This window comes from Corynebacterium sp. P3-F1, assembly GCF_030503635.1.
Lineage (GTDB): Bacteria > Actinomycetota > Actinomycetes > Mycobacteriales > Mycobacteriaceae > Corynebacterium.
Genome location: NZ_CP129965.1, coordinates 1,075,489 through 1,098,471, shown reverse-complemented (window position 1 = coordinate 1,098,471; position 22,983 = coordinate 1,075,489). Strand labels below are relative to the sequence as shown.

Annotated in this window: 20 protein-coding genes, 1 tRNA gene and 1 pseudogene; 8 read left to right on the top strand and 14 right to left on the bottom strand. The window is 64.7% G+C overall.

What is annotated here, in order from left to right; genetic code table 11:
• Positions 1 to 22: 22 nt before the first annotated feature.
• On the top strand, positions 23 to 1,120 hold the full coding sequence (locus tag QYQ98_RS05170; RefSeq protein ID WP_302005865.1) for a glycosyltransferase family 4 protein: 1,098 nt from the start codon (positions 23 to 25) through the stop codon (positions 1,118 to 1,120).
• A 39-nt stretch (positions 1,121 to 1,159) separates the two neighbouring features.
• Here QYQ98_RS05170 and QYQ98_RS05165 read toward each other — a convergent pair whose 3' ends face one another.
• Both QYQ98_RS05165 and QYQ98_RS05160 read right to left on the bottom strand, forming a co-directional pair.
• Complete coding sequence (locus tag QYQ98_RS05165; RefSeq protein ID WP_302005864.1) at positions 1,160 to 2,722, bottom strand: hypothetical protein; 1,563 nt, start codon at positions 2,720 to 2,722, stop codon at positions 1,160 to 1,162.
• Positions 2,709 to 3,353, bottom strand: coding sequence for a porin PorA family protein (locus QYQ98_RS05160; protein ID WP_302005863.1), 645 nt, complete (start codon positions 3,351 to 3,353; stop codon positions 2,709 to 2,711). The genes QYQ98_RS05165 and QYQ98_RS05160 overlap by 14 nt, the downstream gene beginning before the upstream one ends.
• Between QYQ98_RS05160 and QYQ98_RS05155 the strand changes: the two genes are divergently transcribed.
• A complete protein-coding gene (locus QYQ98_RS05155; RefSeq protein WP_302005862.1) occupies positions 3,352 to 4,515 on the top strand; it encodes an acyltransferase in 1,164 nt (387 codons plus the stop codon). The genes QYQ98_RS05160 and QYQ98_RS05155 overlap by 2 nt on opposite strands.
• 1,483 nt (positions 4,516 to 5,998) lie before the next feature.
• Here QYQ98_RS05155 and QYQ98_RS05150 read toward each other — a convergent pair.
• Together QYQ98_RS05150 and QYQ98_RS05145 are read right to left on the bottom strand one after the other, a co-directional pair.
• Positions 5,999 to 7,420, bottom strand: a pseudogene (locus QYQ98_RS05150) (alpha-(1->3)-arabinofuranosyltransferase family protein); the annotation flags it as partial.
• Positions 7,421 to 7,642 (bottom strand): DUF2613 domain-containing protein, encoded by a 222-nt coding sequence (locus QYQ98_RS05145; RefSeq protein ID WP_302005861.1) that lies wholly within the window; start codon positions 7,640 to 7,642, stop codon positions 7,421 to 7,423.
• A gap of 71 nt (positions 7,643 to 7,713) precedes the next feature.
• Between QYQ98_RS05145 and QYQ98_RS05140 the strand changes: the two genes are divergently transcribed.
• Entirely contained in the window at positions 7,714 to 8,832 is a 1,119-nt protein-coding gene (locus QYQ98_RS05140; RefSeq protein ID WP_302005860.1) for a glycoside hydrolase family 3 N-terminal domain-containing protein, read from the top strand.
• Between the two features lie 54 nt (positions 8,833 to 8,886).
• Complete coding sequence (locus tag QYQ98_RS05135) at positions 8,887 to 10,572, top strand: VanW family protein (RefSeq protein ID WP_302007684.1); 1,686 nt, start codon at positions 8,887 to 8,889, stop codon at positions 10,570 to 10,572.
• 17 nt (positions 10,573 to 10,589) lie between these two features.
• Here QYQ98_RS05135 and QYQ98_RS05130 read toward each other — a convergent pair whose 3' ends face one another.
• Together QYQ98_RS05130 and QYQ98_RS05125 are read right to left on the bottom strand one after the other, a co-directional pair.
• Positions 10,590 to 11,399 carry a triacylglycerol lipase gene (locus QYQ98_RS05130; protein ID WP_302005859.1) on the bottom strand — a complete coding sequence of 270 codons (810 nt, stop codon included), beginning with the start codon at positions 11,397 to 11,399 and terminating at the stop codon, positions 10,590 to 10,592.
• A 71-nt stretch (positions 11,400 to 11,470) separates the two neighbouring features.
• Positions 11,471 to 11,544, bottom strand: a tRNA-Gly gene (locus QYQ98_RS05125).
• A 129-nt stretch (positions 11,545 to 11,673) separates the two neighbouring features.
• On the opposite strand from QYQ98_RS05125, the gene dcd reads away from it, so the two are divergent.
• The 3 genes from dcd to QYQ98_RS05110 all read left to right on the top strand — a co-directional run bounded on the left by dcd (position 11,674) and on the right by QYQ98_RS05110 (position 14,327).
• Entirely contained in the window at positions 11,674 to 12,237 is a 564-nt protein-coding gene (dcd, locus tag QYQ98_RS05120; protein WP_302005858.1) for a dCTP deaminase, read from the top strand.
• 213 nt (positions 12,238 to 12,450) lie between these two features.
• Positions 12,451 to 12,945 carry a hypothetical protein gene (locus QYQ98_RS05115; protein ID WP_302005857.1) on the top strand — a complete coding sequence of 165 codons (495 nt, stop codon included), beginning with the start codon at positions 12,451 to 12,453 and terminating at the stop codon, positions 12,943 to 12,945.
• 53 nt (positions 12,946 to 12,998) lie between these two features.
• Entirely contained in the window at positions 12,999 to 14,327 is a 1,329-nt protein-coding gene (locus QYQ98_RS05110) for a UDP-glucose/GDP-mannose dehydrogenase family protein (protein WP_302005856.1), read from the top strand.
• A 332-nt stretch (positions 14,328 to 14,659) separates the two neighbouring features.
• Here QYQ98_RS05110 and QYQ98_RS05105 read toward each other — a convergent pair whose 3' ends face one another.
• Together QYQ98_RS05105 and QYQ98_RS05100 are read right to left on the bottom strand one after the other, a co-directional pair.
• A complete protein-coding gene (locus QYQ98_RS05105; RefSeq protein ID WP_302005855.1) occupies positions 14,660 to 15,952 on the bottom strand; it encodes a pyridoxal phosphate-dependent aminotransferase in 1,293 nt (430 codons plus the stop codon).
• 28 nt (positions 15,953 to 15,980) lie between these two features.
• Entirely contained in the window at positions 15,981 to 16,628 is a 648-nt protein-coding gene (locus QYQ98_RS05100; RefSeq protein WP_302005854.1) for a DUF1707 domain-containing protein, read from the bottom strand.
• A gap of 75 nt (positions 16,629 to 16,703) precedes the next feature.
• Between QYQ98_RS05100 and QYQ98_RS05095 the strand changes: the two genes are divergently transcribed.
• On the top strand, positions 16,704 to 17,678 hold the full coding sequence (locus QYQ98_RS05095) for a hypothetical protein (RefSeq protein ID WP_302005853.1): 975 nt from the start codon (positions 16,704 to 16,706) through the stop codon (positions 17,676 to 17,678).
• Between the two features lie 284 nt (positions 17,679 to 17,962).
• Here QYQ98_RS05095 and QYQ98_RS05090 read toward each other — a convergent pair whose 3' ends face one another.
• The 6 genes from QYQ98_RS05090 to QYQ98_RS05065 all read right to left on the bottom strand — a co-directional run bounded on the left by QYQ98_RS05090 (position 17,963) and on the right by QYQ98_RS05065 (position 22,954).
• Positions 17,963 to 18,760 carry an HNH endonuclease signature motif containing protein gene (locus tag QYQ98_RS05090; RefSeq protein WP_302005852.1) on the bottom strand — a complete coding sequence of 266 codons (798 nt, stop codon included), beginning with the start codon at positions 18,758 to 18,760 and terminating at the stop codon, positions 17,963 to 17,965.
• A gap of 65 nt (positions 18,761 to 18,825) precedes the next feature.
• On the bottom strand, positions 18,826 to 19,074 hold the full coding sequence (locus tag QYQ98_RS05085) for a hypothetical protein (protein ID WP_302005851.1): 249 nt from the start codon (positions 19,072 to 19,074) through the stop codon (positions 18,826 to 18,828).
• A gap of 244 nt (positions 19,075 to 19,318) precedes the next feature.
• Positions 19,319 to 20,266, bottom strand: coding sequence for a substrate-binding domain-containing protein (locus tag QYQ98_RS05080; RefSeq protein ID WP_302005850.1), 948 nt, complete (start codon positions 20,264 to 20,266; stop codon positions 19,319 to 19,321).
• Entirely contained in the window at positions 20,259 to 20,690 is a 432-nt protein-coding gene (locus QYQ98_RS05075; protein WP_302005849.1) for a hypothetical protein, read from the bottom strand. The genes QYQ98_RS05080 and QYQ98_RS05075 overlap by 8 nt, the downstream gene beginning before the upstream one ends.
• A 10-nt stretch (positions 20,691 to 20,700) precedes the next feature.
• Positions 20,701 to 22,071 carry a Na/Pi symporter gene (locus tag QYQ98_RS05070; protein WP_302005848.1) on the bottom strand — a complete coding sequence of 457 codons (1,371 nt, stop codon included), beginning with the start codon at positions 22,069 to 22,071 and terminating at the stop codon, positions 20,701 to 20,703.
• A 205-nt stretch (positions 22,072 to 22,276) separates the two neighbouring features.
• Positions 22,277 to 22,954, bottom strand: coding sequence for a hypothetical protein (locus QYQ98_RS05065; protein ID WP_302005847.1), 678 nt, complete (start codon positions 22,952 to 22,954; stop codon positions 22,277 to 22,279).
• Positions 22,955 to 22,983 lie beyond the last annotated feature (29 nt).

Below are 22,983 nucleotides of genomic sequence, written 5' to 3'. Positions count from 1 at the left end.
CGCCCGCGTATGATCAGCCGGGATGAAGATCCTCTTGCTGTGCTGGCGCGACACCGCCCACCCCCAAGGCGGCGGCAGCGAACGCTACCTGGAGCGCGTCGGGGCGTATCTGGCCAGCCAGGGGCACGAGGTCATCTACCGCAGCGCCAGCCACACCGACGCGCCGCGGCGTTCGCTTCGCGGCGGCATCCGGTTCCAGCGCAGCGGCGGTAAGTACACCGTCTACCTGCGCGCGCCTTTCGCGGTGTGGGGGAGTGGGGCTGATGTTGTCGTCGATACGCAAAACGGCATTCCGTTCTTCGCGCGGTTAGTCACGCGCAAACCTGTTGTGCTGCTCACCCACCACTGCCACAAGGAACAGTGGCCGGTGGCGGGACCGGCGATCGGGCGGCTGGGCTGGTTCCTGGAATCAAAGGTCGCGCCGCTGGTGTACCGCGGTGCGCAGTACGTGACCGTCTCCGAGGCGTCGCGCGCCGACCTTGTCGCCCTCGGTGTGAATCCCGGGGACATCGCCATCATCGAGAACGGCGTCGACCCCGTCCCCGCCGACCTGCCCGCCCTGCAACCGGACGGGAAAACCCACCTTGTCGTTCTCTCCCGCCTCGTGCCGCACAAGCGCATCGAGCAGGCCATCGACACCGTCCGCGACCTGCCCGGCGTGGTCCTGGACATCGTCGGCTCCGGCTGGTGGGAAGACCAGCTGCGCGCCTACGCGGCGGACCTCGGTGATCGGGTCATCTTCCACGGCCACGTCGGCGACGACCTCAAGCACGCCCTCCTCGCACGCTCCGCCCTGCACCTCATGCCGTCCGCGAAAGAGGGTTGGGGCATCGCCGTGATCGAAGCCGCCCAGCACGGCGTGCCCACCATCGGCTACCGCGAAGCCGGCGGCCTGCGCGATTCCATCATCGACGGCGAAACCGGCCTTCTCGTGGACACCGAAGCCGAGTTTCATGCCGCCGTCCGCTCGCTCGTCGCCGACCCCGAACGCCGCGCCGTCCTCGGCGCCGCCGCCCGTCAGCGCGCCGCCCGCTACTCCTGGCAGGAGACCGGCCGCAAATTCGCCGCCCTCCTCGACCGCGTCGTCCGCACCGAAGCCGGTTCCGAAGCCGGGCACTAACCGCAGGAACTTTACAGCGCATAGGTGAACCGGGCAGAGCTATGCGCGAGAAATGTTGGAGGAGCGGCGTTGGGAGACGACCCGGAGGAGCGCCGGTGTGAACGCGAACAGAGGCAGAAGCATCCACAGTGCAAGGAGCGCGATTCCGGAGCGCGGCAGGGGGCGCGCGGGGTAGCCGGTGTCCTCGACGGTGCCGTCGGGGTGGACAACGAGGGCGACTTGGGGATCGGAGTAGAAGCGTTGGACATCGAGTCCGTCGGCGGCAATGTCAGCAGGGTCGCGCGGGGCGGTGCCGTAAATGTCCTGTGCGGCGCGCCAGCGGGGGGAGGGGGTGTCAACGATGATGCCGTCGACGACGAGTTCGCCAGACTCGACGACGTTCATGGCCTTTGTGGCTGGGTCGACAATGGGGATGCCGTCGGGGCGGGTGAGGAGGTGGGGGCGGCCGTCAAAAAATACGTCGCGTCCGCGGTGGTCGATCTCGGGGACGGACACCTGCACTGGGGCGAGCGCGGCGATTGCGCGCGGGGCATCAGGCACCTGGATGATGGCGAGCAGGCAGACAAGAGCGGGGCAGACACGAGCTAGAAGGACAGGGAACGGCAGACGCAGGTTCACTCTGTCGATGCGGCCAGCTGCCACCACGAAGGCGGGCAAGGCGAGGGCGACGAATTTCTGGGCGTCGCGGAAGAGGCCCGCGCCGGGGACTGTGGCTACGAACCAGGCCATTAGGCCGGGCAAGAGCCAGGAAACGAGCGGGACAGTGAGACCGATGCCAGCCAGCACCAGCAGGGGGCGGGGCACGTGCCGGGCCGCGAGGCACAGCACCCCGAAGAGGAGCACCCCGGCGAGGGCGAATCCGGACTCGCGGGAAGCGGGCACGGCAGCGGAGTTCCAGATCCCGCCCGTCCCGAGAAGCGCGCCGAGGGTGCCCGTGAATGTTTCGGCGCGGGGGGCGAAAGCGGCGGCGGACGCGGCAGGGGAAGTCCCGCTACCCAGCCCGCTGAGCAGGGCAGGGAACACCCATGGCGCGCAGGCGGCGAGGGGGAAGAGGGCGGTGCGGGGCCGTGGGGACGTCGATAGGCATGTGAACAGCGCGAAGAGCCCTCCCGTCGGTGTGAGGGAGGCACCCGAGACGGCGAGTAACTGCGCCGGTCCGCGGCACACGGCCACTGCGGGCAGCAGCCATGCGGCGAGCGCGAGCGACCACTGGCCCTGCAGCATCCGTTCCACGACGAAGGGGTTCCACACCGCCACCGTCATCGCCGCGGCCTTCGTCCACGGTCCCGTGCCCACGCGCGAGCCAGCCCACGTCGCAGCAGCCGCCGACGCGACCATGAGCAGCGCCACGAACCACGTAGCGGGCACCAGCTTGCCGACGACCGCCAGCACCCCATCCTGCGGCGCACTCCGCGCCGGTAAATCGCCGAAGCCCAGCGCGGCGTGGGTGAGCGCGGGGTGGGGGAGCACCATCATGTCGCGCAGGGCGAACGAGGCGGTGGGCGAGCCGAATGCAAGCAGGAAAGGCCAGGTCAGCGCACCGACGAGGAACACGCCCCAAGCAGTGAGTGCGGCGCGGCCAAGCCAGCTAGCGCCGGGCAAAAATCACCACTCCCACCACTGCCGCGAGGAAAGCGATGAACCTGCCCAGCCACGCTAGGAACTGCAGAATCTTCAGCACCCGCACGCGGTCGTGGGCACGTTCGAGCTGGGCGGACGCGGTCGCCTCGTCGAATTGGTAGGTGCCCTCGGGCGTCTTCCACGTCGCACGCAGAAGCGTTCCAGTGCGGCGCTCCACTTCGAGGGTGCGCTCCGCATGGTAATCGTCGTCGTCGAAAGTCCCGTGGAATTGGTATGTCCGCAGCCCGTCCACCGTGCCGGGGTCGACGTAATCGACCGTGCCCTGCGCGTCGCCCACCGGGTCGTAGAAGCGGAAGCTGCGCCGGTCGGGCTCAAAGGGAAAAAGAAACACCAGGCCGCGAGACGTCTCGGCTGTGTAGCGGGAAATCTCGTCGGTGAATTCCCCGCCGGGCCCGCGCACGGTGACGGTCGCGTCTTTTTTTGCGCCGCTGACCTCGATGTGCTCGGTCACGGGACCAGCGGGTCCCTCCCAGGTCAGGGTGGTCGTACCGTTGGCCAGCGGTTTCATCGAACTGACAATCGGCGGCGCAACCATCGTGCCCAGGACCATGCCGAAGACGAACACGGCGATGCACCAGTACAACCGCTTCATGGCCCTCCTTTACACTTGCAGTATCTCGAACCCTAGCAAGCCGCACACAACGATCCTCCCGGAACTCGAGGGCCTGCGCGCCGTCGCTGCCCTCGGGATCGTGGTCACGCACGTTTCTTTCCAGACGGGGCTGGGCAGTGCGCTGTTCGAGCGCTTCGATTTCTTCGTTGCGGTCTTCTTCGCCCTGTCAGCGTTTCTGCTGGCACGGGGGAGGGCACGCTTATCGACGTACCCTTTCAACCGCCTCACCCGCATCCTGCCCGCCTATGCGGTGTGCGTGTGCGTGGTCATGGCGGCGCTGCCGAGTTTGGCGGGTCTGAGCCTGAGCCAGGTCTCGGCCAATGTGTTCATGGTGCAGATCTACGTGCCGGGCGGGCTCGTTCCCGGGCTCACCCAGATGTGGTCGCTGTGCATCGAGGTGGCGTTCTATGCCGTGCTGCCCGCCTATCTCGTGCTCGGGCAGAGGGGCAGGACCGTAGTACTCGTGGCTGCGGTCCTGTTCGGACTTGGATGGCCGTGGTTGATCGCGGGGCTGGACGCGGGGATAGAGGGTGTGAACCTGCAGATTTGGCCGCCGTCGTACGCGCCGTGGTTCGCCGTCGGCCTAGGGTGCGCGGAGCTGGAGCGTGCCGGTGTCGGCCTGCGTGTCCGGGGCGCGCGGCGGTGGGTGTTCCCGCTGCTCGCACTCGGTGTGGCGTGGCTGGCTGGCCAGGAGTGGGTGGGTCCGCGGGGACTTGTGCACCCGAGTCCGTCCGAGTTCAATGCACGCATCATCTTGGGCACGCTTTTCGCCGCGCTGGTTCTCGTCCCCTTCGCGCTCGCCCCGCGTAACGACGGTGTGCTGGCGCTTCCCGCCATGCGTGCCCTGGGGCGCTGGTCCTACTCCATCTTCTTGTGGCACGTGGCTGTGCTGGACATCGCGTTCCCGGTGCTCGGGGTCGAGCTGTTCTCCGGCAGCGTGCTCGACTTCGTGCTGGTGCTCGCTTTCACCGTGGTGGTGTCGGTGGCGGTGAGCTACATCAGCTACGAGGTGGTTGAGGCCCCCGCCATGCGCTGGCTGCGAGACAGCTCAGCGCGACGCATCCGGCGACAGTCACGGCGACTGAATCACCCGCGTAGTTTGCGGCCGGCCACGGAGCGCGTGCGAGCCACAACCCCATGACACCGGCGGCACCCGCACCGAGTGCCCACGGCGGGATGAGCGTGAAGCGGCGGATGAGGAATGCCGCGGCGTAGGCAGCCGCACCGGCGAGTCCGCCGACCAGCACGACCGTGATGCCCGCGGCGGCGGAAATGACGAGCGCAGATTCACGTCCGCGGCGGCCGGCGGAACGAGGCGCCGTGGACCACAGGACGCACAGGCCCAGGGCCAGAAGGCTCAACGCCCCTCCGAAGACGAGGCTGGAGCGGAAGAACGTCTCGCCGGCGAAATCCATGGCGAACTGGCCGCTGACACCGGCTGGAACGCGGAAGGCCTGCATGCCGGAGTCGATGCGCGCCGGTTCGACAGGTCTGCCGCCGACAGTGCCGCGCAGGCCGGAATTGAATGCGCGGGTGGTCACGACGAGTTGGTCGGCAGGGGAGGGGTCTACGGTGCCGTCGAAAGGCGACCATGCGGCTTCGTGCTGAGTGCGACTCAATGAGACAGTTTCTGCTTCGGTGACCAGCGTGTGCTCACCAGCGGGGAGTTGAACGGAACCGGCGGAGCGGCGCTTGCCGTCGATCTCCGCATCGTGGGAGAGCTCCCACGACCCGGCGCGGTCTGTGGTGAACGCGCGGTGGATCACGTCGTCGGCGGGCAGCAGGCGCTGGAAGAAATAGGTGTCGCCGGTGCCAGTGACGGTGACGGTGCGGTCCACGCCCGCGTCGAGCTCGCTGATGCCCACCGGTGAGCGCAGACTCACACGAATGTCACCTGTGGCGGGTTCGGCCCCGGTGCCGACGGCGACAGTGAGCGCTTCGTCCTCGGTGAGCGAGATCTCGCGCGAGCCACCGGGCCAGCTGACGGCCGCTTCAGTGTCGCCGGTGGCGGTGATGGTGATCGACTCGACGGGGGTCTCGGGGGACACCTCGATCCAGGGTGAGCGGTCACCGGGGGTGGGGTGCCACGCTGTGTCGTCGAGACCATCCACCGCGGCCGTCATCGACTGCGCCGGCTTCGCACCGCCGAAGGAGGTGGCGTCGCTGGCGGAGGAGGAAGCTCGCACTGTTCCACCGGTCTCCGCCACCCGGACGCGCCGGGCATCGGAAGGGTAGTCGGTGACCCGGTTGCGGATCGCGCCTCCTTCGGACATGTCGCGCAGGTACGACGAGGCTGGCCCCGTCAACGTCCCGTAATTGCGCTTCGCCAGGGCCGGGGTGTCGGTGATGATGTCGGCGCTGTCCGCCGAGGTGATCCTGCGCGGGGAATAGCCGAATTCACGGTCCAGCAACGGCAGCACCTCGCCGCCGCCGGCGACGGTGGGCAGGTCGGCGGTGTCGGCAGGGGTGATCATCATGTCCCGGTCCGGTTCGACGAGGTAGACGGACACGTCTCCGAAGCGTTCCGGCTCGCCGAAGGAGTCGTCGAGTGGAGGGGCTGCGGGCCCCGAGGCGAGGTCGTCGCGCACCACGACGGCACCGACGCCGATGGCGCGCATTGCCTCCGGCGAGAGCGCGGCCATCTGTCCGTCGAGCCCGCGGATCGCCTCTGGGTCGATGAGGGGGACGGCGTCGCGGGCCGCGAAGCGGGTGCTGGTCAGACCTTGGATCGGTTCGTCGCGGGTCCAGCCCCATGTCTGCCGCGCGAATTGTGCTTCTGGCACGACGAGGGTGCGGGTGTGGGCGGCATTGGCCTCGATGAAGGCGGCTGCGGCCTCCCAGTCCGAGGACACAGCAGTCCACGTGCCTTCGGGCGCGAGGCGCAGTGTCCACGCCGGGGAGGTGGCCAGCACGGTTGCGAGCACCCCGGCGACGACAGCAGGTGTGCGCGCCCGGCTCAGCGCGTACCCGGCGCCGAGGGAGAGGGGAAGGCGGACAAGCGGGTCGAGTTTGTGGAGGTTGCGGAAGGGGGCGGCGGGGCCGTCGAGAAGCGAAAGCCACGGGGTGCCGAGCGGCCCGTGCGCGGCGGCGAGTATACCGGCACCGAGGCACAGCAGCACGACGAAGTAGCCGCGCCACGGCATGCCGCGCAATGCGAGTCCCGCCAGACCGATCGCCGCGACGGCCAGCGTGAACAGGACGAATACGGGTTCCGCGGCGAGCAGGTGGCCGGCGGTGCGCTCCGTGTCCACGAAGGGCGCCCAGGATGTCGTGCCGCGCAGCACCTCCGCCAGATTCGTCCAGCGCGTGGTCACATACGCGGACTCGATGAAATCGGTGAACGGCGGCGAATAGCGCCCGAGCACGAGCAGCGGGCCGATCCACCACGCCGAGGCCACAGCCACGCCGAACAGCCACCCGGCCAGCGGCTTCCACGCGAAGCGGTAGATGAGCAGGACGAACGCGGGCAGGCACGCCATCATCGTCGCGGTCGCGTTCACCGCGCCCATGAGCGCCACGGGAATCACCGCGGCAGCCACATCGCCGCGGCGCAGCCGCGGCGCGAACAAGGGAGCCAGCGTCCACGGCACGAGCGCCACGGGCCACGCTTCGGAAGAAATCGCCGTCAGCGTCGTCAGCACCCGCGGGCTCAGCGCGTACAGGAAAGCGGCAACGCTTACGGGCACCCCCTTCAACCCCACGCGCCTGCCCAGCACCACCGTGCCGGAAAACGCGGTCCCCATGACGATGGTCCACCAGATCCGTTGCGCCACCCAGTCCGGTAGCGGTTCGGTCAGCCAGAAGAAGGCGCCGTGGGGGAAGAGGTAGCCGTAGGCCTGGTTCTGGATCTGCCCCAGTGTGAAGCGGTCGGTGTACGCGTGCGTCGCCTCCGCCAGAAATGCGCCGGGATCTGCGGTGAGATCAAATTTCGTGTCGGCGGCGGTGCGCCCGGGAGCCTGCAGGAATGCGAGCAGTGCCAAGACGATCCAGCCCGCCGCGTGCGTCGCATGCGGGCCGCGGGCAGTGAACGTGCGCAGCGCCGGCATCTACTGCCGTGAGCCGTACTCCGGCCCGCCGAGCACAGCTTCATCGGCGGGGACAGCGTTTCCGGACGGCACTTGGTTCTGGGCGGAAAAGGACGCGATACCTACCACGCCCACGATGCCCAGCACGATTCCGGTGACCGAGCTGGCCAGCACCGGGCCGAAGGTGCGGCGGGGCCACGAGGTACCTGCGCCGGTGCGGCGGGTGCGGATCACGGAGCTCATGGGAATTGAGGGTACCAGGGGGATAGGATTCGAAGGAGGCGTCGATAAGCGAGGACAAGAAGGGGGACGCGATGCGAGTAGCTGCTGTGGCCGTCGGTGCGCTGACGTGCATGCTGTGTGCCGCATGCGCGGGCCCCGAGCCGGAACCTGTGGCCGTCGAGGAGACCGAGACGCGAACGGTCACGGAGACTCCGCCGCCGGTGCCCGCTGACCTGCGCGAACGCGTCGCGTCGCTGATGGTCGTCGGTGTGAAGAACTACGACGAGGCGCGCGCCGCTCTCGAGCAAGGCGCAGGCGGTCTCTTCCTGCCCAGCTGGTCCGACCCCGCGCTGCTCACCGAGGAAGGCCGCAACATTAACGCGCTGCGGGCGGAATTCGGCCGGCCGTTCTCCGTCGGCATCGATTTCGAAGGCGGCCGCGTGCAGCGCCACGCAGACGTCCTCGGATCCTTCCCGCCGCCGCGCGACCTCGCGCAACAGCCCCCCGAGGTGATCCGCGGCGCCGGTTACGACGTGGGCCGCACGCTGAAGAAATACGGAATCGACGTCGACTACGCCCCGCTGCTCGACGTCGACGCGGCCGGTCTCGACATCGTCGGCGACCGCGCGTTCGGCTCCTCCCCGGAACGTGTCGCAGAAGTCGCCGTCCTGTTCGCGCAGGGGCTTGTCGACGCCGGCGTCACTCCCACCTTCAAGCACTTCCCCGGTCATGGCCGCGCCAGCGGCGACACCCACCACACGCTCGCGCTCACCCCGCCGATCCAGGACCTCCACACGTTCGACCTCGCGCCGTACGCCGCTGTCTTGCCGAAATTCCCCCGTGCCTCTGTCATGGTCGGCCACATGGTCGTGCCCGGTGCAGGCGACACGAACACGCCGTCGTCGCTGAACCCGAACACTTACCGCATGCTGCGCACCGGCGACTACCCGGGCGGGCAGCCATTCAATGGCGTCGCCATCACAGACGACCTATCCGGCATGCGCGCCATCACCGACCACCTTCCCACCCCGATAGCCGTCCGCCGCGCCATCGCCGCCGGAGCCGACCAGGCCCTGTGGTCCTCGGGCGAAGAACTCCGCGAATCCGTCGACGGCATCGTCGCCGCAGTGGAAAAAGGTGAGATTCCTCTCGCCCGCATTGACGAGGCCGCTCTCCGCGTGCAGCTGCAGATGAAGAACGTTTCCAGCTAGCCCTTTTCCCGCCATCGGATCCAGGGTCAACTACCCTTGAAGCCCGTGAGTACTGTGCAAACGAAAGGTGAGGCCGGCGGTGCCCGCGGGTGGAAAGTCGCGGCGGGCTTTCTCGTCGGCCTGCTCGTGCTACTTCTGGGGCTGTACCTGGCCGATGTCGCGTTCAACCGCGGCAACGTCCCGCGCGGCACCGCCGTCGGCGGAGTCGAAGTCGGCGGCATGGAACCCGCAGCCGCAGTAGACAAGCTGAGCAGTGAGCTCGGCAGCGTCAACGAGAAGCCTGTCACCGTCACTGCTGGTGAAAAGAGCACCGAATTCGTCCCGGCCAGCGCCGGGCTCGGGCCAGATTGGCCGGCCACCGTCGAGGCAGCGGGAAGTGAACCGCTCAACCCCGTGGCCCGCTTTTTGGGTCTGTTCCGCACCAACGAGGTAGAGATCGTCTCCACCGCCGATGACAACGCCTTGCAACCGACCGTCGAGCGCGTGGCCAAGGATCTCACCGTCGCGCCGACCGACGGCGCTGTCGCGATCAAGGACGGCAAAGCCGATGTCACGGAACCGAAAAAGGGCCAAGACATTGACGGCGGCGAGCTCAAGCGCGCCATGTCCGCCAACTGGCTCAATCCATCCGGTGTGAAAGTCGACCCCACAGTCACCGAGCCCGCCATCGGCGACGATGTGGTCAAGGAAACTGTGGACGGCCCGGTCGCCCGCGCACTCGACGGCCCGCTGACCCTGAAGGGCCAGAAAGACACCGACGCTGTCATCGACGGCAAGAAAATGGGGGAAGTTGTCGCCTTCCGCAACGACCCGAAGCAGCGCCGGATCGTGCCCGAGGTCAACTCCGACGCTGCCCAGGGCATCTTCGCCGAGCAGCTGAAGGACACCGTTATAGAGGGCAAGAACGCCACCATCTCAGCTGCGGGTGAGGTCAGTCCGTCCGTCGACGGCAATGAGATCCGCTGGGAAGAAACCATGAAGGATTTCGGCGAACGCGTACTCGGCGACCAGCCCCGCACCTGGGAAGCTCAGTACCGTGAAGTTCCCGCTACTTTCACTACCGAGCAAGCCCACAACGCCACCTTCAACGACGTCGTCGGCGAGTTCACCACCGGCGGATACAGTTCCGCTTCCGGCACCAATATTTCCATCGTCGCCTCCACGGTCAACGGTGCCGTGGTCAGTCCGGGGGAGACCTTCTCCCTCAACGGTTACACAGGCCCCCGCGGGACAGCTCAGGGCTACGTCGAATCCGGCATCATCATCGAAGGGCGCGCCGGTAACGCCGTCGGCGGCGGCATCTCGCAGTTCGCCACCACCCTCTACAACGCCGCGTATTTCTCCGGCATGACGGATATCGACCACACTCCGCACTCCTACTACATCTCCCGTTACCCGGCTGGCCGCGAGGCCACCGTCTACGAGGGCGCCATCGACCTCGTTTTCCGCAACGACACTCCGCACCCGGTGAAGATCGAGACCAGTTACGGCGGCGGCCAGATCACCGTGCGAATGAAGGGCGTCAAGGACCGCGAAGTCGAATCCGTCAACGGCGGCCGTTGGGGCTACACCTCGCCCAGCCCGAAGAGTGTCTCCGGTGGCGAATGCGTTCCCTCCGGCGGCGCACAAGGCTTCACCACATCGGACACCCGCATCGTCCGCGACTTGTCCGGCAACGAGATCTCCCGCGAAACGCAGACCACCGTGTACAACCCGCAGCCGATCGTGCAATGCGGGTAGTCAGCCGCCTGCAGTGGTCAAGCAAAGTCTCTGCGGGGCGATGCCGGCCGTTCCAAACCCCATAAGGTCAGCCCGGCGATCTCTCCGTCGCGCATCATCAATTGGTGGATCGGCGCGCCGGGAATCTCCTTGTTCACCACATCCGCACCGTTGGCAGGTACCAACTTCGATGCGCTATTCGGCGTGACCAAGGTGTCGCGGGAGGAGTACAGCGCCGTGTAGACCACCGACGGGTCTGTGTCAGGCAGTGGATCCGCATGCTCGCGCATCCACGGTGAGCCCGCCAACTGCTGCGGCACGCTCGGGCTGAGCAGCAATCCCGTCAACCGCGGAAACTGCTCGAACCGCTTGAGCAATAGCGGTGCCTTTCCTTCCAGGTCCGTGCCGTGGAAATTCGCGCCCATGGCGACCACGCGCCGCACCTTAGATGCTCCTCCCTGCGCGATGAACAGCTTGGTCAACAATCCCCCCTGGGAATGCGCCACGATATCGACCTGGTCTGCGCCCGTGTGCGCAAGCACCTTATCGACGTTGGCCCGCAGCTCCTCCAACGAATTCTCCAACGGCCCCGTTCCGTACAAGCCGGGGAGGAACATGCGGCCGTAATTGAAGCCCCACACCCAATAACCGTGGTCGCGCAGAAACCGCGCATTGCGGCGGAAACCGCTCGCCCGGCTGTGAATGCCGTGTACGTAGAGCACGGGTGTCTCATGCTCCGGTGTGAAATCGGGGAGGTTGAAAATCGGTTCCGTCAGCCGCTCCACCGCCGACTGCGCGCTCATCGCGGCCGTTCCCAGAATCTCACCGATACGCTGTGTCGCACTCACACCCACAGCATAGGCGCGCACGTGTAAAGCCCCGCAGTCTGGGGAACATGCAGTCTGCGGGGCTTCGGGATTGGAGCCGGCGACGAGAATCGAACTCGCACTCTCAGCTTGGGAAGCTGATGTTCTACCACTAAACTACGCCGGCACTGCGTCCACATAGTGAACTCGGCGGAGCCCACATAATGAACAGCGAGAGTCATCTTAGCACCGCTTGCGGCGCACACTGAAAATGCCCAGCGGAATCCCCCGCACCGCGACACCGTAAGATGAAGCCGTGCTTCTTTCCGACCGTGACATTCGTTCCGCCATCGACTCCGGCCGTCTGAGCATTGACCCGTTCAGCCCGGATCTGGTCCAGCCGTCCAGCGTGGACGTGCGTATCGACCGCTTCTTCCGCGTGTTCAACAATTCCAAGTACACGCACATCGACCCGAAGAAAGAGATGCCGGACCTCACTACTGAGGTGGAGGTCCCGGAAAGCGAGCCGTTCGTGCTGCACCCCGGCGAATTCGTCCTCGCGGCAACACTGGAGAAGTTCGCCCTGCCAGCTGATCTTGCCGGTCGACTCGAGGGCAAGAGCTCTCTCGGACGCCTCGGCCTGGTCACCCACTCCACCGCCGGATTCATCGATCCTGGATTTGTCGGCCACATCACCCTCGAGCTATCCAACGTGGCCAACCTGCCCATCACCCTGTGGCCCGAGATGAAGGTGGGCCAGCTGGCACTGTTTCAGATGTCCTCGCCCGCCGAAACCCCTTACGGGTCCTCCGCCCTCGGCTCCAAATACCAGGGGCAGCGCGGGCCCACACCGTCGAAGGCGTACCTCAACTTCCGGTAGCGGATGTCCAGCACCGCGCCTTCACCGTTCCTTCATCGCGCCTTGTCGGGCGGGATGCCCACCGGTTCGCTCGACCGCTTTCACGCCTTGTCGACCACGGCGCAATAACGAGCGAGTGACTAGGCTGGTTTTCAACGTTTTCAACTGTTTTCCATTGACCAAAAGTGTTTTCACCACGGAAAAGCCTGTGAAACCTACCAAAAAGGAGCGACCATGACCACTGCCAACGAGAACTCCCACAACCACGGCTGCTGCGGCGGCCACAGCCACGACCACGGCGAGCAGGACGCACCGCTGGAGCAGCGCGACCTCGGCCTGAAGGATGCACACGCTGCCGACGGTAGCTGCGACTGCGCACCGGGCGAGTGCAACTGCGATCACAAGCACGGAGCTGCGAAGGATGGAGCCGTCCAGGGCGGCGTCCCGGACCACGGCGACTGCGAGTGCGAGCAGTGCAAGAAAGCTGACCGCGAGCGTGAGCGTGAAGCGGCGAAGAGCTGCGGCTGCGGTTGCGGGCATGAGGAGGCCAAGGACTTCACTGACCCGGACACGGTGAATGCGGATGGGACGAACCCGGCAGTGCGTACCGTCGACAAGGCAGAGGGCTACAACGAGAATGCCGGCTGGAACGACGACAACGTCCCGTCTGAGTCCGGTTCCGCGAGCGCCAGCGGTGCCGGTGACAACGCCAAGGACCAGATCAACTAACCCGTTTTTCTAGTCTCCTGCCAAATCATGCGCGTCGGGCCATAATGTCCCGTATGCGCATGACTGTGATTGGGACCGGGTACCTTGGAGCAACGCACGCCGCCTGCATGGCGGAGCTGGGCCACGAGGTGCTCGGCATTGACGTTGACCAGGCGAAGATCGACGCGTTGAAGAACGGCGATGTGCCGTTCTACGAGCCGGGGTTGCCCGAGGTACTCAAGCGCAATATCGAGTCGGGCCGGTTGGGCTTCACCACCGATTACGAAGAAGCCGCGGCGTTCGCCAACGTCCACTTCATCGGGGTGGGCACACCGCAGCAGCGAGGGTCCTATGCGGCTGACACCACCTATGTGGAAGCGGCGATCGACAGTCTCGTGCCTCACTTAGAAGGCGAACACCTCATCTTGGGCAAGTCGACCGTTCCCGTCGGAACGGCACGGGCCTTGCAGGAGCGCGCAGATGCCGCAGCTGAACTTGCCGGTGAGGGTGCCACCGTGGAAATCGCGTGGAACCCGGAGTTCCTGCGCGAAGGATACGCCGTCAAAGACACCATCGAGCCGGACCGGATCGTCCTGGGCACCCGCGGGGACGATTCGCGTGCCGAGGAGATCGCTCGCGAGATCTACGCCACTCCGTTGAGCCACGACACCCCGTTCATCGTGACGGATCTGCAGACCGCGGAGCTGGTGAAAGTTTCCGCTAACGCTTTCTTGGCCACCAAAATCAGCTTCATCAACGCCGTGTCCGAGGTCTGCGAGATCGTCGGTGCGGATGTCACCCAGCTTGCCGACGCGATCGGCCACGACGACCGCATCGGCCGCAAATTCCTCGGTGCAGGGCTGGGCTTCGGTGGTGGCTGCCTGCCGAAGGATATTCGCGCGTTCATGGCCCGCGCTGGCGAGGTTGGCGCAGATCAAGCACTCACATTCCTGCGCGAGGTCGACGCGATCAACATGCGCCGGCGTGAGCGCGTGATCGACCTGTCGCGCGAGATCCTCGGCTCGCTCATCGGCCGCCGTATCACCGTGCTGGGAGCGGCGTTCAAGCCGAACTCCGACGACGTGCGTGATTCGCCGGCCCTGGCGGTTGCCGGCCAGCTCAACCTCGCCGGCGCGTCGGTACGCGTCTACGATCCGCAGGGCATGGATAACGCCCGTAAGGTCTTCCCGACTTTGGATTACGCGGCTTCCCTCGATGATGCTTTGAACGACGCCGAGCTTGTGATCCTCGCCACAGAATGGGATGAGTTCAAGCAGCTCGACCCGACGCACGCCGGGGAACTCGTTGCTGAGAAAAAGCTTGTCGACGCCCGAAATGTCCTTCCAATCGATGCCTGGCAGGCAGCCGGCTGGGGCATGTGGGCTCTCGGTCGCTCCCTTTAATGCACCTTCGGGGCGCATTGTCATTCGAATGCGCATCTTGTCGGCGCATCGCGGGCGTTTCCCGGAGCGTGCGCCTGCGGGAGCTTCAAGATGAGAAGTTCTTCACAAATCAAATTACCTGTGAGAACGACCAGTGTCGACGGAGCTTTTCGTAGAATCCTGACTGCCGAAATAGCTCTTTCTAGATGCGGCGCCCCTCCCCCTTGAGTATTTTTTCCGGGGGAGGGGCGCTGGCGGTCTGATGCGGGCTGATGCGGGCTGATGCAGGACGGACGGCCACAATCTCTGCGACCGCCGCGGCGACGGCCTGCCCTAAGGCGGGGTGGGGGCCGTTAGTGCTGGTGGTAGTCGGACAGGAAGTTGCCCAGGCGCTCGATGGCGTTCTCCAGCTGCGAGGCCCACGGGAGCGTGACCACGCGGAAGTGGTCCGGCTTCGGGTAGTTGAAGCCGGAACCGCCGACCATGAGGATCTTCTCGCTCTTGAGCAGGTCGAGCATGAAGCGCTCGTCGTCGTGAATCTCGTACATGTCCAGATCGAGCTTCGGGAACGCGTACATCGCGCCCTTCGGTTCCACCACCGAAACACCCGGGATCTCGCGGAGCTTCTTCACCGTGACATCGCGCTGCTTCTTCAAACGGCCGCCCTCGCCGGTGAGCGCGTAGATGGATTGGCGGCCACCGAGAGCGACCTGGATGGCGTGCTGGCCCGGGACGTTCGAGCACAGTCGGGTGCCGGCGAGCAGATCGAGGCCTTCGATGAATCCGGTGGCGCGGCGGCGCGGGCCGGTGATCACCATCCAGCCGGCGCGGTAACCGCAGACACGGTACGCCTTGGACAGGCCGTTGAAGGTGCAGGTGACCAGGTCGGGGGCGATGGCGGCCATGGAGTGGTGCACGGCGTCGTCGTAAAGCACGCGGTCGTAGATCTCGTCGGCGAGCACCATGAGCTCGTGCTCGCGCGCGATGTCGGCGAGTCCTTCCAAGACCTCCTTGGAGTAAACCGCGCCCGTCGGGTTATTCGGGTTGATCACCACGATCGCCTTCGTGCGGTCCGTCACCTTCGAGCGGATGTCCTCCAGCGACGGATTCCAGTTATCTTCTTCGTCGCACACATAGTGGACGGCCTTACCTCCGGCGAGCGTGGTCGCTGCAGTCCACAGCGGATAATCGGGGGAGGGGATGAGGACCTCGTCGCCGTCGTTAAGCAAAGCTTGCGTGGTCATCGAAATGAGCTCGGACACGCCGTTGCCCAAGTAGACGTCGTCGATGTCGAAATCCGGGAAACCGTCGATCTCCTCGTAGCGGGTCACCACCGCGCGGCGCGCAGGAATGATGCCCTTCGACGTCGTGTACCCCTGCGACGTGGGCAGCGCCGCGATCATGTCACGCATGATTACATCCGGAGCGTCGAAGCCGAAGACCGCCGGGTTACCCGTGTTGAGCTTCAAAATGGAGTGGCCGTCGCGCTCCATCTCCTCCGCCGTCGACGCCACAGGTCCGCGCAAGTCGTATGCGACGCCCTTCAGCTTCTCGGCCTGGTCGAAATGCCGGTGGCGCTTCAGCGGCGCGCGCTTCGGCTTCTCGGCCTGCTTATCGGTTGTCTTCTCATTCGACGATTTGCTCATGTGCCAATTCTTCCAAAAAATAGCGCGGCTATTTAGAGAATCGGCCCAAGGTCCGCTGCGCGATACTCATCGCGTCGCCCGTCAGCTGGTCACGCTGCACGCTGCGCTCCGCTTTGCGACGTTCCTCCTCCATCCGCCGCGCCGTCTGCAACTCCTTCAGCTGCTGCCGCTCCAACTGGCGCGGACTCGGCGCATACCAGCTGTCTGGGCCTGCCTTCATGATGTACAGGACCGTGAAAAGCGCCGGGATGATCAGCAAAAGAAGCGCCCACTCGGCGATTCCCGTTGCGGTGCTGACGCCCACCGCGGCGGCGAACGACGCGAGCGAACCAAGCGAGAAAATTCCCAGCCGCGTGTTCTTGCCGTTCGCGCGAGCCCGCTCGATCTCGCTGCGGGTGAAGGTCTGCTCGAGCGCCCCCGGAACCTGCGGCTGGTGATCCGGGAGATCGAGGAACAAGGGGACGAGATCGCGATGCGTCGTCGCTCCGTCTACCTCCTCGCAACGGCGGTTGAACTCGTCGCTGTCCAACCGGCCCTCGCCGAGTGCGTAGCTGAGACGCGCCACCGCCTCAGAGCGATCCAAATCCGACAAACGGACAAGGTCGCCATTCCCGCCATTTCGTTGACGTGGCGGGGCGGGTTGCGACGGCTGCTGGGGCTGAAACTCGGGCGACATCACGTCCCCCATACTAAACCGGCCATACGGACCATCCGTCTAGACAATTCTTTTGACAGCAATAAACTGTGACCCATGACAATCCCAAATAATCCCAATGAATACCCAAGTTTCGGCGACTACCCGTCCTTCGGCGACGGACAGAACCCAGCCCAAAACTCGGCCTACAACGCTCCTAATGGCCAATACCCGCCGACATCCGGCTACGTGAATCCGGAGAACATGTCAGAAGCCGGCCGCCCCCTGCACATCCCAGCCCAGCCGCTGCCACCAGCCGAGCCCATCCCGTTCAGCTTCAAGCGCCTGTTCACCAGCCAATGGCACGTATACATTGGCCTGCTGATGCTACCGGTGCTCATCGCCCTCGTCGGTGGCCTGATTTTCGTGCTCCCACAGCTCATCAACGACATCAACAACGGTGTCGAGGAACCCAGCACCTCCACCAACGCGACCATGATGGTGTTACAGCTGGTCATGTCGGTTGTTTCCTTCATCTTCAGCCTGGTCGTCTACAAAGCGGCGCTGCGAGATACCCGCGGCGTGAAGCCGACGTGGAACAATGCATTCAAAGACGTTCCATGGGCCCAAGGCATACTTGCCTACATCCTGACCGGGTTGGCATTCGGCATCGCGTTCGTCGCGCTCGCCTTCATCGGCGGCCTCATCGGTTCGCAGGTGCCAGCACTCGGTGTGACGCTCATCGTTCTGACCGTCATCGGGTTCCTCTTCCTTTACCCGTTCATGGTGATGATCCCGCTATACGCCATCGACGAGAAGACCACCGCCACCGGCGCGTTCGCCGCAGCCTGGAACGACGTAAAAGCGAACTACTGGCGCGTATTCGGCGCCTTGCTACTTGTCGGACTCGTGTGCGTCGGAATCGTCCTATTCACCATCGGCTTCGGCGCCATCATCGCAGCTCCGATTCAGGTGCTCGCCACCGTCTTCATCTACCGGTGGATCAGTGAGCCTGGACAAACCGCACAGTCCACGCCTCAGAGCCAGATGTTCCAGCACCCGGAACAGGACGGGTACATGAGCATGTACTAGGTCGGCACCTGATTGCCGACTTCAGCAGAATCACTTTTCGCCCCGGTTCCCCGCCGTTTCGTGGTGGGGTGCCGGGGTTTCGGTGTCTTTCGGGAGGGGTGGTTTTATTTGGGCAGGGGTGAACCCCGTCCCGGATAGGTTGTGGGCCTGTTTCGGCCATGCTTGTGTCGGCCGCATCGCTGCTGTTTCGTGCGGGACCGCTGTTTTGTCTTTACCGTTCCTTTTTGGCCATTTCTTCTTTACCAAGACGCTGTTCCATGTGCGTTGCTTGCATCTTGCCCTGGTTATCGTCCGAAGAGTTGGTGCATGGCTCCGTATGGGTGGGTGGTGTTGGGTGCGGGTGTGCCTCGCGGTGAGATCCAGATGGGTGTGCCGTTGCGGATTCTGATGCGGCCTCGGTGGTTGCGGTGGGGGTCGTCGTCGTTGGTGCGGTTGTGGTAGCGGCACACCACCGCCAGGTTGTCCATGTTTGTCATCCCACCCTGCGACCACGCATCAACGTGGTGGACTTCGCAGTTATCGGCTGCGTGCCTGCAGTCGGGTACGGGGCAGGTGGTTTGTGTGGCTCGTGCCAGGTCGCGTTGTTTGGTGTTGGCGAACCGGCGTGTGGTGTACAGGTTCACCGGCCCTGCCTGCGGGTGGAATGTGGCTACCTCCAACTGGTGTCCGTGGTATTTCGTCAGGTAGTCCGCCCCTGTGATTGTGGTGCCGTCTGTCAGCCCGAGGATGGTGTCGTCCCCGTCGCTGTTGATGATGCGGGTGTAGTCGGGAAGCGGGATGAGCACCAACGGGCGTGGCACCGCCGGAAACACCCCACCACCTACGGTGCCTGCGTGTGTGTCGTCGTCGGTGGTGTTGACGCCCAGCAACGCCATCAGCGCGGTGTACATCTGCGGCCCCGCAGGTTGGGAGGGCTCGAGCTTGCGGCGCAGGGCGTATTCGAGTGCTGCGATGTCGTGTTCGTTACCGGTGGCGGTAAACGACCGTGCGCTGTTATGTGAGGATATAAACCGCACCGATGGTTGCGGTGGTGGGGCATCAGCATCCGGGTCGGGCAGGATGTTCTTCGCTGTGCGCCGCAACGCGGCGTAGTTACCGGGTACCGATAGCAGGGCTAGGCGTAGTCGCCAGGTCTCCTTGTCGGATGTTATGGGTGTGAGGTGTTTTCGATGAACACTAGCTGGTCTAAGGATTTACCGGTGTCGCGGGCGATGGTGATGGCGTGGGTTTGCTGGCGGGTGAATCGGGTGGGCCCGTAATAAGCGGCGTGGGCTTTGGCCCAGTCGGTGATCCGGTTGGGGTTGGCACCGGCATCACGAAGCACCCCGGCATCAAAGTGGGCCAGGGTATCGATCGCGGTGCTGGTGGCACCCACACTGGCGGCGAAAAGGTTCATGGGCCACACGCTAAACCCGGTGCACCGGTTGGCAAAGGGCACCACCGTAAACCTGTGGATAACCACATGTTATCCACAGGCCCGTGAACCCAAGAACCATCGAAAAGCGGCCATGACGTGCACATACCCACCGGTTCCCGCACCCCGGAAGAAAACTGCCGGAAAAGGGGAGAGCGAAAGCGGCGGCGGGGGCGCTAACTGAAGGAAAAGAGGGGCTCCGAAGAGCCCCTCTTAGACGGTGAACTTATGCCTGCCAGCGCTCGTCGGGGCCGGTGGTGCGGTCCTCGTAACGCTTCTTAGCTGCGTCGTAATCCTGCTCAGGGAGCTGGTAGAAGTACACGCGCGGCATGACAGCCTCGGCGTGCTCGAGGTAGGTGGTGACGAAGTTGTCCACGTCCTCGCGCTCGGTCGACTTCTTGTTCACGTAGATGAACAGGGGGCGGGACAGCGGGTAGTTGCCGCTCTTGGTCTCGTCTGCGGTCGGGGCGACACCGTCGATCGACACGTTGTCGATGAGCTTCTGGGAGTCCTCCTCGGTGGCGAGGTAGTTACCGATACCCATGAAGGACAGCGCGTTCGGGTCCTCGGCGACCCACCGGGACAGTTCCTGAATGTCGTCGGTGGACTCGTAGTCGTCGCGGATCTCGTCGCCCTGGAGGACGAGCTCCTTGAAGACGCCGAGCGTGCCGGAGCCGTCCGGGCGGCCGTACAGCTTGATCTCCTCGTCCGGCCAGGACGGATCGATGTCGGACCATTTGGAAACAGAGGAGTCCTTGGACCAGATGTCGTGGAGCTGGTCGATGGTGAGGTCGGTGGCGAAGTCGTTGTCGCGGTGCTTGACGATCGTGATGGCGTCGAGGCCGATGGGCAGTTCGATGTACTCGACCTTGTTGTCGGCGCACTGCTTCTGGAAGTCCACCGGAGCGCCCGAACCCGGGATAGCCACGGAAGCGTCGTTGATGTCGGCGTCACCGTTGCAGAATTTCTCGAAACCGTCGGTTGAACCGATCGCCTCGACGTTGACGTCGAACTTGTACCGGTCGGCCATGTAGGAGGTGATGGGCTCCACGGTGGCGGAACCGGTGGCCTGGATCGCGTCTTCGCCTGGGGTGTCGTTGGAGGAGCAACCGGCGGCGAACATTGTCAAGGATGCCAGCATGGAGGCGGTGATAGCTGTGCGGCGCTTAAGCACGGTTCTTGCCCTCCTGCATCTCGGCGCGGAACTCGCGAAGCAGACGGAAGAGGTTCTTCCAGGAGCCCTTGGAGTTGGTCCAGTACTGTGCGAAGTGCTCGTCGAGCTCAGCTTGCTGGTCGGGCGTGACGTTCGGGTTGATCTTTTTGTGCTTGCGGCCCGGCTTCGTACCTTCGGCTGCGACGACGGTGGTGTCGTCGCCTTCGGCAGGCTGAACGACGGTCTCAGTGGCAGCGTCTTCTGTCGCGTTCTCTTCAGTCAGGAGCTGCTGGTTGCGGCCGCGGGCATTGAGCTCGTCGCGGAGCTCGTCAGCGGTCTCTTCGAGCTCGGCGAGCAGGGCTTCCAGGGCCTCGTCGGGAGCTTCGCTGCGAATGAGCTCCTGGGCCATGGGGGACAGGTCGGGGGTTTCGTTCTGGTTCGTCATCGTGGGCTCCTTACATCAGGGTGTTGGAAATGAACACTGCGAGTAGCGGGATGGCGAAGAAGACGCCACCGATGTAGATGAAGATGTAGATCTTGTTCTTCTCGGCCAGGGTTGCCAGCCAGTCGGCGCAGCGCGGCGGCACGTCACGCAGGAACGGGATGCTCAAGATGATGATGGCGGAGAAGAGGTTGAACAGGGTGTGCACCAGTGCACCGGCCATTGCGGCTTCGGCTTCTGAGCCGGTTGCGGCGAAGGCCGCGATCAGTCCGGTCAAAGTGGTACCGATGTTCGCACCGACCACGAACGGGAACAGGCTGCGGACCTGGAATTTGCCGGATGCTGCCAGCGGAACCGTCAGGGCGGTCGTGGTGGAGGACGACTGGACCACGGCGGTGATCAAGGCACCGGAAAGAGCTCCGAAGAATGCGTTCTTACCCAGCGCTGCGTACAGGATTTCCTGAGCCTTGCCCACCAGCAGAGCATTGAGGATCTTACTGATAAAGGTGATGGAAACCAGGATGAGCGCGATACCGATCACGGCGAGGACGATGCCGCCCCAGACGTCGCCAAGCGGCTCGACCATACCGCTTGCCAGCTCCACGAGCGGCTCGGTGATCATGTCGATGAAGTCGCCGAAGGACTCGAAGACACCCGCGATGACACCTTCACCGGAGCCAGTGAGGGACGGAGCGATCGCCGTCGCCGTCTTGCCCAGGAACCCGGTGAACATCTCCAGGGTGAAGAAAATCAGGATGGCGAGGAGGTTGAAGAAGTCGTGAACAGTCGCCATTGCGAAACCGTTGTGGAACTGCTTCTTGTTGCCGGCCAGGCCCAAAGCAACCAGGGTCGAGGTGACCGAGGTACCCATGTTGGCACCGAAGAGCATCGGGATGGCGATGTTCAGCGGCAGGCCACCGGCGATCATGCCCACCACGATCGAAGTGGTGGTGGAGGAGGACTGGATGATCGCCGTGGTGACGACACCGATTGCCAGACCCACGAAGGGGTTCTCAGCGAAGGAGAACAGTTCCTTGGCCTGGTCGCCGGCGGCCGTCTTGAAGCCGTCGCCGATCATTCCGACACCGTTGAGCAGCAGCCAAACGGCGAGGAAGACGGCGATCCAGTTGACGACCTGCTTCGCGGTTCCTTCGAACGGCAGGAAGCTCAGCGGGTCGTTTTCTTGGGCGTCGTCGTCCAGGTCGTTATCGGGGGCGTTGGAGGAGTCGTTCTTATTTGACGTGTTTTTGCCGGTCTTCCCGGCTTTATTGTCGACACCGACGGATTCGGACTCGACCACTTCACGGTCGATAACGCGGATGTCTGCGTCGTCGGACAGATTGTGCTCACCGGCGAGATCGCGGGGGAGTCCCTTATCGCTCATAGGTTCTCTCTTCTTATGTTGGGGGAACATAGGCCGGTCCAACGTTAATCGCAGGTTCCGTCCAGTGGGTTAACGGTTGTTTAACGGGTTGCGAAAGGTTGTGGTGGGACGTCAGGGCAGGCGCGGTACTGAACAAAGAAGGGAGGGGAGGAGGCGGGCAGGGTCCTCGCGGGGAGCTGCGAAGGATCAAGCAGCGGGTGCGGGGTTACGGCACCGCGGGAATGGCCAGGCCGCCAGCGAGAATCGCATTCCACTTATCGACGCTGACTACTGCCCCGGCTGTTTCCCGATTGACCCACGCCGGGCGGTGCCAGCCACGCCAGGTGGTGAAGGGGATGGCGCGGGACTTGAGGAACACGACGATCGCACCGGGCTGGTCCTCCGGCGAAGGCTCCGTTACGACGGGGGTGCGGCTGACGGTGACGGCCGGAGAGCTGGCGGCGCGGAAGTGCTCGTAGATCGCGGACGCCTCGGCGGAGGTGCCCACGATGGTGAGAGAGTCATGAGTGAGGGAGTTGCCGGTGAGTGGGGCGCCGCTGGCCACGATGACGGTGTCGTAGTAGTGGGTCAGGTCGCCGACGGTGATGTCGGTGCCGATGCGGACGTTTCCGAAGAGGCGGAGACGGGGAACGAGTGCTGCCGGAGGGGTCTCGAACCCGGTGTCGAACCCGGTGCTGATTACGGGGGATGGAGCTTCACGGTGCTCGGCGGCGAAGCGGATGAGGCCGGTCGGTGCGGGGGCTGCGTCGAAGAGGTCGACGAAGTAGGAACGGCCGGAGGTTTCGGGCATGCAGATCAAGGTGTCCGATGCATGAATACCGGCGGCGCCGGCGCCGACGACGGCCACGCGGTGTGCCCTGGGGGCGCGTGTCTCGTGGGTCATGGTGACTCCTTTGATCGTGTTGGGGGTGC